This window comes from Psychromonas sp., from assembly GCF_047632995.1.
GTDB lineage: Bacteria > Pseudomonadota > Gammaproteobacteria > Enterobacterales > Psychromonadaceae > Psychromonas.
This window is the reverse complement of record NZ_JBLIEK010000030.1, coordinates 24,281-38,475: the sequence shown is the minus strand read 5'-3', so window position 1 is coordinate 38,475 and position 14,195 is coordinate 24,281. Positions and strand designations below refer to the sequence as shown.

The following is a 14,195-nucleotide window of genomic DNA, read 5'->3' as shown; positions in this document are numbered from 1 at the left end:
GTCATCATAATAAATAGTATTTATAGTTTTTTGCTCGTTGATCTTTTACCATCCTTCAGTACTGTACTCCATTAATCTGAATAAACATAAACAACTACAAAAAACAGGTTTACCCTCGAAACAGATATAAAATACAAAGATCAAACATTCACTCAATACTCAATACTCACAACAAAACCCAAACATATTTATCTTATGATCGACTATCACGTTGTAAATAAAGCGATAATTAAAAAGCCAATTTGGCGATGAGTTGCTTAAAAAAACACACTCCTAAAATTTATTAGCGCTTTTAACAAACTGATATGAAGTAATAATATTTATTCCCTCCATGTTAGTGACAAAATCTACAACCAGCGTTTTATTTCAACTTCTTTTTTCTACTTCTTCTTTCTTACAAAAAAGCATGAAATAAAAAGATCATCCCCTTCATGCCCACTGGGCGAATGAGTTACCATAGCAACTCCTCGTTGGGTCATGATCTTACTAAAAACTGATATGAAGTAATTACTTCTCCTCCATGCTGTTTTTCAGATTATCAACAAATAACTCACTCTGACAAAATTACAATTTAGTAGACGAAGCTACCTATCGGTATTGCTTCCTGAATTGCCAGTTGCCAATCTAAATTGACTTGTAATCATTCGTTGCGCCAGATACTAATTAATTTTCCTCCAACTCACTTACTATATTAAGTGTAGATCCGATCTACCATATTGCCACTTCAGCAAACCTTTTATAAAGCGTTTTATTAACTCCGTCACACTTTATTTTTGTGCTTATTTTAGCTCGGATAAATCATAAGGAGTCACTTGATACACGCAGTAATTTAACCAATTACTATAGAGTAAGTTTCCGTGACTACGCCAAGTCGCGCGGGGTGTTTTATTTTGATCATCGTCTGGATAATAATTCACAGGCAAAACAGGCTCTAGCCCCTCCTCAATATCTCGTAAATACTCATTATTGAGGGTATTTGCATCATATTCAGGATGGCCGGTAATAAATACCTGACGGCAATCAGGGCTGGCAGCCAAATAAATACCGGCCCCAGGCGCATCAGCAAAAACAGTTAAATCACTATTTTCGGAAATATATTGCGAATCGAATTCGGCAAAACGAGACAATGGAGCCCAAAAAAGATCATCAAAACCACGTACTAATGGGTGGTGATGGTGATACGTTTTATGCTCGTAAATCCCCGAAAGTTTTTTTTCACGCGTCACTTTATCAAGGCCGTACAGATATTTAAATGCAGCCTGTGCCGCCCAACATAAAAACAGCGTGGAGGTGACATTATGACGCGACCACTCGAGGATTTCAGTGAATTTATCCCAATAATAAACCTCTTCAAAAGGTATCATCCCAAGCGGTGCGCCGGTGATAATAAAACCATCCCATTTTTGATTTTTAACCCGTTCGAAATCAGCATAAAACGTATCTAAATGCGCTTGTGGTGTATTTCGCGAGGCGCGCGCATCTACGCGTAATAATTCAATATCAACTTGTAGTGGCGTGTTAGAGAGCAAACGCATTAGTTGCGTTTCTGTTTCAATTTTCTTCGGCATTAAATTCAAAATTAATAGACGCAGGGGGCGAATATTTTGATGACTCGCACGCGTTTCAGAGATAGTGAAAATATTTTCAGACTTTAAAATACCCGCGGCAGGCAGATCATCGGGGATACGAATCGGCATAGCAAAACTCCAGATTAACTATTTCATTCATTTAGACATCTAGAAGTCTAACCTAATTTATCCAAGACAACAAAGCTTTCGATAAAATGGTAATATTAAAAAAAATTAAAGGATTTAATATGTTTACTCTTATTCAAGCAGATTTGACCCAGCCTGAACATGCGCAGGCTTACCTAAAATTAATGTCGGATTACGCATCTGATCCCATGGGGGGCGGCGAAGACCTTTCAGATTTTGCAAAACAGCATCTTATTGCTGCATTATTAGAACGCAATGATGTATTTATTGTCCTCGCCTTTAAAGATAAACAACCTGTGGCGCTATTAACAGCCATAGAAGGTTTTTCAACATTTGCCTGTAAGCCATTGTTAAATATTCATGATGTTATGGTGGTTAAGGATTTTCGTGGGCAGGGATTAACAGGTTTATTATTTTGTGAAATTGAAAAAATAGCAAAATCCCGCAACTGCTGCAAAATAACACTGGAAGTATTAGAAGGTAATGAGATTGCAAAAAATGCTTACCGCAAACAAGGTTTTTCTGCCTATCAACTGGATCCGGAGTTTGGTCATGCGCTGTTTTGGACTAAATCATTAAAGGATTAAGCTGACGGCAACACCCGCGAGATAATAGGATTCAGGTAGATGATTATTGCCAGTATTGATAGATCTGATGAATATTATCGACCATCAGATCCATATCGACATGAGCAATACCATTTTCGTTTATCCGCGCCTTAAATGTGGCGTGATGCTCACCTAGCGGATTGATTAGTACCAGCGAGGCACTATGATCAATTAAATAATATTGATTATCCACCCCTTGATCCACAATGCTGTATACCAATCCCAAATTCTGGGCAAAAGGGAATAGTTGTTTGTGGGTACTGGTTACCCCTTTAAAGTGAGGGTTAAAATAGTTTACATATTCAGCTAAATGGGCCGCTTTATCACGGTTGGGATCGACTGAAACGAAAACGATTTGGATATTATTATAGGGCGGACGAGTTAACTTAGCGTAGACGCGATCCAGATCCGCAAGTGTTGTCGGGCAGATATCAGGACAGTAAGTGTAACCGATAAAAAATAGCGTCCATTTATTTAATAAATCTTGATTATCAAATTTACCATTGGCTGACATTACAAAAGAGAACGGGGGCAAAAGCTTGCCCTTTTCTTGAACAGACAATTCAGGGTTACTGGAAAAATAGTGCCTATCTTGCATACGCCCTAGAAAAAAAGAGCACACAAGAAGAACAACGCCTGCAACCAATAACCCTTTTTTCATTTTCACATCCAATCTGCAGTCCGGATCACACCAACGGCAACCCCTTCAATGGCAAATGACTGGTATTCTAAATCTACTTTAATTGGCTGAAATTGGCTGTTTTCCGCTTTCAAAGTAACCTGACCGCCATCGCGGTAAAAGCGTTTAACGGTAACGTCATCTTCAACACGCGCCACAACCACCTGACCATTGTTGATATCTTGTGTTTTGTGCACAGCCAGTAAATCGCCGTCCATAATACCGATATCTTTCATGCTCTCACCCTGTACGCGTAATAGAAAATCAGCACAGGGATGAAACAATGAAGGATCGACATTATAGTGCGCTTCAATATGCTCCTGCGCTAGGATAGGCTCTCCCGCAGCAACCATACCGACTAAAGGTAATCCCTCATTAACGGGCTCTTGCTCTTTTTTAAATGCGCCCAAAAGACGAATACCACGTGATGTGCCCGATAAAATTTCCAGCGCACCTTTACGCGCAAGTGCTTTTAGATGCTCTTCTGCAGCATTGGCGCTGCGGAAACCAAGAATCTTCGCTAGTTCCACACGTGTTGGAGGCATTCCGGTTTTTTCGATGCAGTTTTTAATCACATCCAATACTTCACTTTGCCGTTTGGTTAACTCTTTCATAACTCCCCCTAGAAAACTGTAAATATACACAGTGTATATCTACACATGAATTTATACCAGTTACACTAACGGATTTTTAGAAAATGATAGCCAAACACTGTTATTACAGGGTTATTTAACAGGTAGAGAGCCAATAACACATAGCCCGGCAAGCGTTACAGCTTGCCGTTAAAATTCAACACGGTTTCACCTGACTTGTTTTTAGCACCAATATACGGCAATACTTGTCTAATCGAAGGATCGAGTTTATTGCTCTCTTTAAGCAAACCTTGTAACTGATACGCGCCCTTCTCTTTTAACAAAATATTAATCGTACTGCTAAGTTGTTCAGAATTCTGCTCTAAATCAGCAACCAGTTGACCTTTTTCACAGCTTAGATCGATATTAACTACGCCCAAATCAATATTCCCCATCTCACTATTAATCTTGGCATTTTGCCATGCAATAACGCCATCAAGTTGCTGACAGTAAGGCAAGCCTTGCTGCCCGTTTTTTATCACCAAAGAGAGTTCGCCAGTGGCATCAACGGGTACAGGAAGGGGTAAGTGGAGATAGGAAAGCAGCTCAGATGCACTTAAATCGACAATAACATTTTCCACAGATATCCCCGAAAAGCCCAGCAGGAGAAAACCTTTTCCAGCCATCGCATTGCTGCCGTTATTAAATTTAAGATCCAATTTCAACTGTAAATTTGTCAATGCAAGCCAATCAACTTTCCAGTCCAGTTGCTGTAAATGGTACTTGTTTTGATAGGTAAACTGAAACGCTTTGCCTTGCCACGCAGAGCCGGAAACAGCCGCCACTTCGATCCCCGAATTTTGGGGAATAAAACGCATCACAGTGCTTGCTGGTAATGTAATTAACAGTGACAATAGATAGAACAAAACGAATAATAAAATAAGTTTAATTTTCATAGAAAGTAACATCTCTTTATTTGCATCATGATTGAGAACCAAGTAATAAACGATTAATTTTGATGTGACCTTCTTTATCCATTTTCGAAAAGTCGGTATTGAGAACGGACACTGAATAGCGGTTATTTAAGTCGCTTAACCACTCAATAAATAGATCAAATTCAATATCGGAGATCCACACTTCCATCTCATCTTTTTTATTCACAATCCGTGAAAAATGGATGCCGTGATCTCGCGCACTTTTAGTAACAAGTTGCGTTAAACTTAAATTTGCACTCTGTTGTTGCTCCTTTCCGACGCCAGCCTGCACTAAAATTACCGCTTTATCCTGCACCCAACTCAGTGTCTGTTGCGCACTGTTTAATTTCATTTGGCTTTCTTGCAACTGGTTTGTTAGAGGCTTCCACGCCCCCCAATAAAGGATCGCCAGCAATAGAAAGGCAACGCTTGCTATTGAAAGCTGTTGCTCTCTTTCAGTGAGGCTCTTCCACCAATCTTTAAATTGTTCTGTCATTATTTCTTCCTTATCGTTAGCACGCCACTAACACGATCTTTACTGCTATTAAGTGCGCCCTGTTCGACAATAAAATGGTCGGGTATTGAAGCACTGAATTTTTCAAAAGATTGGAAGTTATTGCCACTGACTGAAATTCGCATCTCAAGTTTTTTACTGTCAAACTTGAGGCTGGTCACTTCAAGCTCCGGATTATTTACAAATGCGGGCAGCAGTTCATTAAGCATTGACAGAAAACCCGATTCTTCAGCACCACCACTTAAACCAACCAACATGCTTTTAAGCATTTTCTTAATGCGTGAGTATTTTAATTTGTTTTGCAAAGGAAATGCTTTGCTATAAATAACCTCTACCTGCTGTTCAACTAACAGGGCTTGTTTTTCTATCTGTGCATTTTTCATGTAAAGATTAAGCATCAGGAAAACAAAGAGTACAAGGGTGAAAATGGCAGGTAGGCGCCACTTTTCAAGTAGTCCATTACTCTCCTTCTTCGTTTTGAATTCACCCGTTAACAAATTTATTTTATTATTGAGTGTTCCCTTGCTAAGTAACTCCATGGGTAGAAGCGCATCGTTATAACTCCATTGACCGATCACTGATTCAGGCAGCGGACTGTAACTTTCTATCTGTTGTGCTGGATTATTTTCAAGCTTAACCTCTAATAGGAGTTCGAGCATGCTTTGCTCGCAGCTCCAGGCAATATCCTGATTCTCTCTCACTATCCACTCGTTTTCCAGCTGCAGCGCTTGCCATTTTCCCTCTGCGTAGGGCAGAGCTAAGCCTTCGGGAATAAACTGCTTGCAGTTTATCTGCGCGGCTTCCAGCCAACTCAACCACATAGCTATTTTCTGCTTGTCACAAATCGCCACATGCAGTAAGCCAGTCTGTTTTGCGATAACAGAAAAGTGTAAGGCATCAACATCCGATGCGAGTTCCTCTTCCACCAGATAAGGTAAAGCTTGCTGTATTTGGCGATTAAAAACGCCGTTAATAGCAATCGCCTTAATGTAAACATCCACACCCGGTAGCAAGCAAATAACAGTACGTTGTTGTGCTTTTTCAGTTAATAAATTTAATTGTTCGGCACTACCAACCTCTCCTGATGCGATGATTTCATTTTCACTATCAGACCATATAAGCCAGTGATTTGTCTGCGAAGCTTTAGTTGCTAAGCGGATTATTAATCGTTCAGTCACCAATAATCTCCATCTTGCTAATCGTCATTACGACCTGTGTTAGGCACTGATTCTGTAATGCTAAGTTCATTTAAATCCACCTGATTGATAACGGATCACTTTTGCTTTTTTTGCCTCAATTTGAAACAATATATTAACTATTCGTAGCCGTTCTTCAAATTCAACAATACCATTTAACTGGAAAAAATCACTGCTGACACTAAGCTGTTTTTTTAAGGCGGCCGATACCGGCAAGCCATTAAACAGGCCATTTGCTAAAAATGCACTGACGCTATTCCAACCACTCGTTGGTCGATCCTCCAACAATTTTCTAAAATCAGAAACAGACAGCGAGTGTTCTTTCTTAAATAGGGCGTATAAAATTTCAGGCTGCTCTATGCCCACCGTATTAACATTGATTGTTTGATCAACAGAAGGCAGGGCACATAGATATGGGGCTATTTTTTCATATGTTTTTTGTCCAACGCCCTGCACTGCACGCAGTTCACTAATATCAACCATTAAACTATTCGCAGCTAAATGTGCAACGCTTCGGCTCTGATAAAAACTATCTTCAGCACCTTGGGCTGCATCGCTTTTACTATCTTTATCAATCCAATCTCGCGTTGATTGAGCAATCATCTCGGCACTATAGTCATTTAAGCCGATAGCTTCTAGTAAATACTGGAATTGAGTTACTGGGATAGCGGGGGTATTACCTTGGTCCGCTAAACCCACTGCATTCACATTAAAACAGCTGCGTTGATCTTTAATCTGACCGGCTAGATTACCGTTTTCAAGCGGGAAGACCATATCGGGTGTTGCCCATATTTGGTCCAAACTTACCACGTCACTATCTGCAAAATCCTGATTTAAAATCATCCTTCCTAAGTCGGCAGCGGCCTGCCCGTACCAATATACCTTTTGCGAAAAAATTAACCCTTCCGTGCGTTTTAAGCTTAATGTTAACCGGCCCGTCATGGTAGAGGCCACAGTGACCATAATAGCCAAAATCATCAGCACGGTAATAAGGGCAATACCGCTTTGCTTTTTCTTGTTAGCCATCATTGCTCAACAACCTCACCGGAGGAAATTAAAAAAGCACGGCGGATTTCAGAATACTGTTTACTGGTAAAACTAATTTCTATTCCCGTTGGCAGTTTTGTGTCACTCTCCCATTTGCTTTGCCAGCCATCATTCCAAAAACGAAAGCTGAGCTTCTCAATATCATCTAATACAACCTGCACTTCCGGCTCTTGCCCCGTTACCCTGTCTGGATAAAGAAAATACAAACGTTGTAATTGCCCCTCTTGCAGTCGATAACGTACTCGCAAAACATTAGAGCGGGGCAATAAGTTAAGCGGATTTTGCCAACCTAGCCGGTTAAATTCAATGCCTTGATCTTCTGAGCCAAACAGTGAATTTGCTGCTGTAATAACCCGCAACTTTTCTTCTTCACCACCTCCATCTCGAGAGGCGCGGGCAACAATTTGGGTAAAGTCTTGTTCAATAATAAGCATTGCACGTTGCAGTTTAGTCAGCGACTCACTGTGTTCTTTACTTATCTCTCCGCTGCGCAGGACGCCTTGCAAGACTTGATAGGCCGTTAGGCTTAATAGCGCAAAAATAGAAATAGCTACCAACACTTCAAGCAACGTAAAACCTCTGCTACGCGAGGCGGCAGATAACAAACGCTGATTATTTCGCAATGTAGGTCCTAATATAAGCCAATGCGCTGCCCTCTTTCTGACTGCTCACTTCAACATCCAAAGCCTTAAAATTTTCATCACCGGTCTCTACTGTTTGGTAACGTACATACCAACTATTTCCGGCAAATTCTTCTTTTTCATTTTTCCAGCTTGCAGCTGGCCACTCGCCTTCCAATTTCAACTCAACCAACCGGTTGCTTGCCACCCATAAAGCAAATGTTTTATCCTGCAAGTAAACTTGATTCTTTAACGCTTCCGAGGCGGCGTTCATTACAGCTAAACCCGATGTAGCCAAAATAATCAATGCCAGCATCACTTCAAGCAAGGTCATACCCTGTTGCTTTACTCTGGTAATTTTCGCTGATAATTTCACTGTCTTTCTAACTCAGGAAAGCTGACAGCACCGCTCATGCTCACGACAACAGTGAGAGTCTGTTGTTTTTCGCTGCCGGTACTATCTGAAAATCGCAAAGAAAAAGGGGTAACTTCGCCACTGGACATCACATAAACCTGCGGTATTAAACTGGGTATATCGTCATCGCCCTCAATATCAACAAGGTACTCCTGATCAATAAAATCATCCCCGTTACTTGCTATCTCTCCCCAAACGGAGCCGGATAAAAGATAGGTAAGATTGATCGACTCAGGTAACTCAACGTGTCCCTCGAAGAAATCACTCACAACCGGCAACCATTTTTTACTTTTATATTCATAAAAAACAAATTGGTAACTATTTTTATCGAAAAAAATACCCAATTCAGTTCCCGAAATAAGCGCTTCATCTTCAGCAAACTGTAATACTGTACTAAAGCGTTGTGCCTGCCAGTCTATATTTTCTTCTGATGTTAAGCTGTCGGGCAGTGTCATCACGACCCCTGCCGATACCATGCCCATCAGTAACACAACCAACATGATTTCAAGTAAGGTGAAACCATCTTGGTTGTTATTTTTTAACTGTGTTTTAAACACCTACTGAAAACCTATTTTTTACCATCCAGGTTCCAATTGCCAATATCGTCATCAGTGCCCTCTTCTCTATCTTGGCCGACTGATAGCACATCAATTTTACCGTGTTCACCCGGGCTGTTTAATACGTAATCATTGCCCCATGGGTCTTGTGGAAGGCGTTTGATATAACCATCTTCACGGTAGCTGCGCGGTTCAGGTGTGCCGCTTGGCTGTTCAACTAATGCTTCAAGTCCCTGCTCTGTACTGGGATATATACCATTATCTAATTTATACATATCTAACGCATTTTCTAAGGCCACGACATCTGAGACAACTTTTTGGCGATCGGCTTTATCTTTATTGCCCATTAAATTGGGGACCACCATAGAGGCTAAAATCCCTAAAATAACAATGACCACCATAATTTCGAGTAAGGTAAAACCTGTTTGTTTATTGTGACTTTTTTTCACTATTTTCCCCTTTATATTGTTGTAAAAGTGCCAGTTAACCTGACACCATATTATTAAGTTGTAATATTGGCTGTAAAATTGCCGTAACGATAAATAAAACCACCCCCGCCATTGAAATGACTAGCGCGGGCTCAAAAAGCCCTAAGGCAATAGTGACTTGTGCTGCAAATTGTTTGTCTTGATTATCAGCAGAGCGTTCCAGCATATTACCCAATTCACCGCTACGCTCGCCACTGGTTATCATGTGCAACATCATAGGCGGAAACTGTTTAGTGCTTTTTAGCGCTCGCCCTAAGCTGACCCCTTCACGCACTCGATCTGTGGCTTCCCCCACCTGCTGACGAATATAGAGATTACTGAGTACTCGCCCGGAAATCGACATCGCCTCCAACAGCGGCACCGCACTGCTGTTTAAGATACTTAATGTGCGCGCAAAACGCGCCGTGTTTAACTCATTAGCAACACGTCCAATAACGGGCAGTTTAAGTAGCTGCTGATCAAATTTTAATTGCTTCTCTTCTTTCTTTAAGATCTGCCGACAAATAAACAGCGCAGCAAAAACAAAGAGCACAAAATATAAGCCGTAGGCACTTAACAGATCACTGGCTGCAATTAAAAATCGTGTTGAAGCGGGCAAGGCGGCGCCCATATGTTCAAACTGCCCAACCACTTGAGGTACAACGGAAGTAAGCAAAATAGCAACCACTGAAACAGCAACTAGGGTCAATACAATCGGGTAGATAAGCGCCTGCATCATTTTACTTTTCATTTCCTGACGCTGCTCGGTATAGTCTGCAAGCCTGTCTAATACTTTATCGAGATGCCCTGACTTCTCACCAGCGGCGACCATAGCACAGAACAGATTATCAAAAATAAGCGGAAAACCACTCATACTCTCTGCAAGGCTGCGTCCTTCAATAACACCGCCGCGCACGGAAACAATCATCGATTTAATTTTTGCTTTGTCGCATTGTTCGGCAACCGCATGTAAACACTCTTCAATCGGAATGGAAGATGCAACCAGTGTTGATAATTGCCGTGTTATTAATGCTAAATCTGCGGTTTTAATTTTACTGCTGAATAAACTGGCTGCACTTTTTGATGTTTTACTGGCAACCGCTTCTACCTCAATCGGTGTTAACCCTGCAGTGCGCAATTGTTGGCGCAGTAAACGTGCAGAGTCGGCTTCTAATGTACCTTTTTTCTGTTTTCCTCGTGCATCTATTGCTTTATAAAGAAACGTAGCCACACTAATCCTCTCTCGTTACGCGCAAGATCTCTTCCAGCGTAGTTTGTCCTGTAAGTACTTTTGCTAACCCATCATCACGGATGCTTGGTGTATGCTGGCGAATCACTTTTTCAACGGCCTGTTCACCTGCTCCAGTATGGATTAATTCACGTACATTTTCATCCACCACTAATAATTCATGAATACCGGTTCGCCCTTTATAGCCCGTTTGATTACACTTTTCACAGCCCACGGCACGATAAATAACTGCTTGTTGATCAACAGCCAAGCCGAGTATTTTATTTTCGTTTTCAGTGGAGGTGTGCGGCGCTTTACAACTTGTACACAAACGTCTTACTAAACGCTGCGCGAGCACCCCTAATAAACTTGAAGATAATAAAAATGGCTCAACGCCCATATCGCGCAATCGCGTCACAGCACCAACGGCGCTGTTCGTATGCAGTGTTGATAGCACTAAATGACCGGTTAAACTCGCTTGCACCGCAATTTCTGCAGTTTCTAAATCTCGAACTTCACCAATCATGACGACATCGGGATCTTGACGCAGAATTGCCCTTAAACCGCGCGCAAAGGTCATATCCACTTTGGTATTCACTTGCGTCTGACCAATCCCGTCAATGGCATACTCTATTGGGTCTTCCACCGTGAGGATATTACAGTCTTTAGAGTTTATTTCTAATAACCCCGCATATAGCGTGGTACTTTTACCCGATCCCGTCGGGCCGGTAACCAAAATAATGCCGTGCGGTTTGTGGATAAGTTCGCGCAATAAGTTATGGTTTTGCTTGGTCATCCCCAGTGTTGCCAGATCCAGCTTAATGGCGTTTTTATCTAATAAACGTAAAACCACACGCTCACCATGACTCGCCGGCATAGTTGAAACACGAACATCTACAGCCCGGCCGCCAATACGCAGTGAAATACGCCCATCTTGCGGAACACGTTTTTCGGCGATATCCAGCTTCGCCATCACCTTGATACGTGAAACCAATAAACCCGCCAACTTACGCTGAGGTTTCAAAATCTCACGCAATACACCGTCAATACGGAAACGAATAATCAATGAATTTTCAAAGGTTTCGATATGAATATCCGATGCTTCCTCTTTAATGGCCTCGCCTAACATGGCATTAATAAGTTTGATAATCGGCGCATCATCCTCTGTTTCAAGGAGATCTTCATCATCCGGAAGCTCTTCAGCAAGGGTAAAAAGGTCATCGCTACCGATATCTTCCATCAATTGCTGTGCTTCTGATGAGGAAGACTGGTAAGCCTGTGTCACTAAATGTTCAAAAGAGTCATTATCGACCAAGCGCAAGCTAAAGGGGTGACCAATAACACGGCGCACCTCAAGCAACAACTCAGCACTGGGTTTTTGCTTATAACAAAGTTCGGTAGCGTCGCCATCAACGAAGATCACCAGCCCATGTTTTTTAGAAAATGGAAAAGGCAATTGACCACGCGGCGTAAATTCAACGATCTCCTCCTCAAGGGCGGGGTGTTCAAGCAAGTTCATTACAGCGTTTCCTGCAAAGAATCATCAGCTTGTACACTGTTTTTTTCTACCTTGTTATGCTCTTTTGGTAAGGAAAGATCATCTGGATTGATTTCATGACTTTCCCCCCATGCGGGCAATACCGGCGCATCTTTCTGCGGCATTAAATTAACACCGTCTTCTCTTTGTAATTGTTGTATTTCGCGAATTAGGCTGTATTTACGTGAACTAAGTTCATTCATGGTTTTATCGTTACGGATAATGGTTGCACGAATAAATACCATTAAGTTGCGTTTTTCAGTACTGCTTTTAGTTGATTTAAAGAGATAGCCCAACAAAGGAATATCGCCAAGCAGTGGCACTTTATCCACACTTTCAGTAACTTTTTCATCAATTAAACCGCCAATCACCACGGTATCACCCGATTTAGCTAAAACAGTTGTTTTAACCGCGCGCGTTGAAAATACAACATCAACGGTATCAGTTGAATCTTTAATCGAAGATACCTCTTGTTCTATAACCATCTGCACCGCATCCCCCTCATTGATTTGTGGGGTGACTTTTAATTTAATACCTATATCTTTGCGTTCAATAGTTTGGAAAGGATTACTATTCGATGAACTGGCTGTCGAACCAGTTAAAACGGGAACTTCATCACCGACAATAAAACTTGCTTCCTGGTTATCAAGAGTAGTAATACTGGGTGTCGCCAGAATATTTGAACTGGTTGAATTACTAATGGCCTGCAATACCACTCCCCAATCATTACCAGCAAAACCAACAATACCTCCCGCTACTTTGGCAAGCGCACTGGCCGCACTGGTTAAATCATCACCACTGTCTGAATTGTCAACTTCGTAAGCAGCGCCCACTAATTCACCTGTGGTCACGCCGTTACCCTGGAATTGCGTTCCGCCATATGCACTCCCCCATTGGGTACTCAAATTAATGCCATCACCCTCGGAAACCTCAACGACAATAGCTTCAATTAACACCTGCGCACGGCGAATATCAAGTTGACGAATAATGCTGCTAAGGGATGACATTAATGCCGGTTGCGCAGAAACCACAATCGCGTTGGTAGCTTCATGCGATTCTATGCTTAAAGAGGGCGCCCCTGATTTTGAACTGCTTACCCCGCTATCTTTCGCAATGCCTTTGCTAACCCCGTTTAATACATCAACCACCTCTTTCGCGTTGGCATATTTCAGGTAAAAAACACGGGTATTACCACTGCTCTTCAACTCACCATCGAGCTTATTAACCAAAGCAACAATTCGCTCACGCGTTTTGGGTTCGCCGCTAATAATAATTGAATTGGTTCGCTCATCGGCAACTAAACGCGGCATTAAAATACTTGGCGTGGTGTTTTTTGATCCGGCGGCAGGTTTTTGAATCGCAGTTATAATTTTGACCATTTCCAGAGCACTGGCAAATTTAAGCTTAACGATATCAACGTCCTGATCGCCAGCTCTATCAACACGGTGGATTATTTTAACCAAACGATTTACTACAGCCGCTCGTCCTGTGATCATAATGACATTGGATGGATCATAATGAACAACGTTCCCTCCACCCGCATTATCATTAAGCTGACGTAGTAAAGGAGCTAATTCACGTACAGAAACATTGGTCACGGGCACCACGCGGGTAACCATCTCATCACCCGTATATTGCAAACCATCATCAACCACAGGAATTGACGATACTTTGGCGTCTCTGGCTTTGATAACTTTAATAATGCCGCTCTTCATCTCAACAACAGCAAAACCATGGACTTCTAATACATTCAGAAAAAACTGGTAATACTGCCTTTCGTTTAGCAGATCATAACTGCGTACATTGATCTTACCTCGAACAGAAGGTTCTAAAATAATTGTTTTATTTAAGTTTTTACCAACAATATTTATAAATTCATTAAGGTCTGCATTTTTGAAACTCGCGGAGTATTCTGTCGCAAAGACAGATCCGATAAACGCCCCCTGAAGCAGTAAAACAAACAAACTTTGCCCCAATAATTTGCTGAGCTTGTTTTTCTTTCCTAAAAATTTCATCTTAACTAAAACTCCAAATTTATACTTTTTATTACGGATTAACTATTCGTT

15 protein-coding genes are annotated in these 14,195 nt (G+C 41.5%); 1 reads left to right on the top strand and 14 read right to left on the bottom strand.

Features of this window, described 5'->3' with window-relative positions:
* Positions 1 to 779: 779 nt before the first annotated feature.
* Positions 780 to 1,697 (bottom strand): homoserine O-succinyltransferase MetA, encoded by a 918-nt coding sequence (metA, locus tag ACJAT7_RS07585; RefSeq protein ID WP_415226196.1) that lies wholly within the window; start codon positions 1,695 to 1,697, stop codon positions 780 to 782.
* Positions 1,698 to 1,816: 119 nt separating this feature from the next.
* Here metA and ACJAT7_RS07580 point away from each other — a divergent pair, with 119 nt between their 5' ends.
* Positions 1,817 to 2,302, top strand: a complete 486-nt coding sequence (locus ACJAT7_RS07580; protein ID WP_415226195.1) for a GNAT family N-acetyltransferase — start codon at positions 1,817 to 1,819, stop codon at positions 2,300 to 2,302.
* A 43-nt stretch (positions 2,303 to 2,345) separates the two neighbouring features.
* Here the strand turns inward: ACJAT7_RS07580 and ACJAT7_RS07575 are convergent, their stop codons facing one another.
* The 13 genes from ACJAT7_RS07575 to gspD all read right to left on the bottom strand — a co-directional run bounded on the left by ACJAT7_RS07575 (position 2,346) and on the right by gspD (position 14,144).
* Positions 2,346 to 2,984 carry an SCO family protein gene (locus tag ACJAT7_RS07575; RefSeq protein WP_415226194.1) on the bottom strand — a complete coding sequence of 213 codons (639 nt, stop codon included), beginning with the start codon at positions 2,982 to 2,984 and terminating at the stop codon, positions 2,346 to 2,348.
* A 2-nt stretch (positions 2,985 to 2,986) separates the two neighbouring features.
* Complete coding sequence (gene lexA, locus ACJAT7_RS07570; protein WP_415226193.1) at positions 2,987 to 3,616, bottom strand: transcriptional repressor LexA; 630 nt, start codon at positions 3,614 to 3,616, stop codon at positions 2,987 to 2,989.
* A gap of 155 nt (positions 3,617 to 3,771) precedes the next feature.
* Positions 3,772 to 4,530: a type II secretion system protein N gene (locus ACJAT7_RS07565; protein WP_415226192.1), complete on the bottom strand. Its 759-nt coding sequence runs from the start codon at positions 4,528 to 4,530 to the stop codon at positions 3,772 to 3,774.
* A 25-nt stretch (positions 4,531 to 4,555) separates the two neighbouring features.
* Positions 4,556 to 5,044: a type II secretion system protein M gene (locus ACJAT7_RS07560; protein ID WP_415226191.1), complete on the bottom strand. Its 489-nt coding sequence runs from the start codon at positions 5,042 to 5,044 to the stop codon at positions 4,556 to 4,558.
* Positions 5,044 to 6,240: a type II secretion system protein GspL gene (gene gspL / locus ACJAT7_RS07555; RefSeq protein WP_415226190.1), complete on the bottom strand. Its 1,197-nt coding sequence runs from the start codon at positions 6,238 to 6,240 to the stop codon at positions 5,044 to 5,046. The genes ACJAT7_RS07560 and gspL overlap by 1 nt, the downstream gene beginning before the upstream one ends.
* A gap of 66 nt (positions 6,241 to 6,306) precedes the next feature.
* Entirely contained in the window at positions 6,307 to 7,287 is a 981-nt protein-coding gene (gene gspK / locus ACJAT7_RS07550; RefSeq protein ID WP_415226189.1) for a type II secretion system minor pseudopilin GspK, read from the bottom strand.
* Positions 7,284 to 7,928, bottom strand: a complete 645-nt coding sequence (gene gspJ, locus ACJAT7_RS07545) for a type II secretion system minor pseudopilin GspJ (RefSeq protein WP_415226188.1) — start codon at positions 7,926 to 7,928, stop codon at positions 7,284 to 7,286. The genes gspK and gspJ overlap by 4 nt, the downstream gene beginning before the upstream one ends.
* Positions 7,918 to 8,301, bottom strand: a complete 384-nt coding sequence (gspI, locus tag ACJAT7_RS07540) for a type II secretion system minor pseudopilin GspI (protein ID WP_415226187.1) — start codon at positions 8,299 to 8,301, stop codon at positions 7,918 to 7,920. The genes gspJ and gspI overlap by 11 nt, the downstream gene beginning before the upstream one ends.
* Positions 8,298 to 8,897 carry a type II secretion system minor pseudopilin GspH gene (gene gspH / locus ACJAT7_RS07535; protein WP_415226186.1) on the bottom strand — a complete coding sequence of 200 codons (600 nt, stop codon included), beginning with the start codon at positions 8,895 to 8,897 and terminating at the stop codon, positions 8,298 to 8,300. Before gspH ends, gspI begins: the two co-directional genes overlap by 4 nt.
* Before the next feature lie 11 nt (positions 8,898 to 8,908).
* Positions 8,909 to 9,346 (bottom strand): type II secretion system major pseudopilin GspG, encoded by a 438-nt coding sequence (gene gspG, locus ACJAT7_RS07530; RefSeq protein ID WP_415226185.1) that lies wholly within the window; start codon positions 9,344 to 9,346, stop codon positions 8,909 to 8,911.
* Between the two features lie 34 nt (positions 9,347 to 9,380).
* Positions 9,381 to 10,595, bottom strand: coding sequence for a type II secretion system inner membrane protein GspF (gene gspF, locus ACJAT7_RS07525; RefSeq protein ID WP_415226184.1), 1,215 nt, complete (start codon positions 10,593 to 10,595; stop codon positions 9,381 to 9,383).
* A 1-nt stretch (position 10,596) separates the two neighbouring features.
* On the bottom strand, positions 10,597 to 12,111 hold the full coding sequence (gene gspE / locus ACJAT7_RS07520) for a type II secretion system ATPase GspE (protein WP_415226183.1): 1,515 nt from the start codon (positions 12,109 to 12,111) through the stop codon (positions 10,597 to 10,599).
* Entirely contained in the window at positions 12,111 to 14,144 is a 2,034-nt protein-coding gene (gene gspD, locus ACJAT7_RS07515) for a type II secretion system secretin GspD (RefSeq protein ID WP_415226182.1), read from the bottom strand. The genes gspE and gspD overlap by 1 nt, the downstream gene beginning before the upstream one ends.
* Positions 14,145 to 14,195: the final 51 nt, after the last annotated feature.

Excerpts from the sequence above, each read along its gene's own strand:
- gspD (WP_415226182.1), bottom strand. The coding sequence starts at position 14,144 with ATGAAATTTTTAGGAAAGAAAAACAAGCTCAGCAAATTATTGGGGCAA.
- ACJAT7_RS07575 (WP_415226194.1), bottom strand. The coding sequence starts at position 2,984 with ATGAAAAAAGGGTTATTGGTTGCAGGCGTTGTTCTTCTTGTGTGCTCT.
- ACJAT7_RS07560 (WP_415226191.1), bottom strand. The coding sequence starts at position 5,044 with ATGACAGAACAATTTAAAGATTGGTGGAAGAGCCTCACTGAAAGAGAG.
- ACJAT7_RS07565 (WP_415226192.1), bottom strand. The coding sequence starts at position 4,530 with ATGAAAATTAAACTTATTTTATTATTCGTTTTGTTCTATCTATTGTCA.
- lexA (WP_415226193.1), bottom strand. The coding sequence starts at position 3,616 with ATGAAAGAGTTAACCAAACGGCAAAGTGAAGTATTGGATGTGATTAAA.
- gspE (WP_415226183.1), bottom strand. The coding sequence starts at position 12,111 with ATGAACTTGCTTGAACACCCCGCCCTTGAGGAGGAGATCGTTGAATTT.
- metA (WP_415226196.1), bottom strand. The coding sequence starts at position 1,697 with ATGCCGATTCGTATCCCCGATGATCTGCCTGCCGCGGGTATTTTAAAG.
- ACJAT7_RS07580 (WP_415226195.1), top strand. The coding sequence starts at position 1,817 with ATGTTTACTCTTATTCAAGCAGATTTGACCCAGCCTGAACATGCGCAG.
- gspK (WP_415226189.1), bottom strand. The coding sequence starts at position 7,287 with ATGATGGCTAACAAGAAAAAGCAAAGCGGTATTGCCCTTATTACCGTG.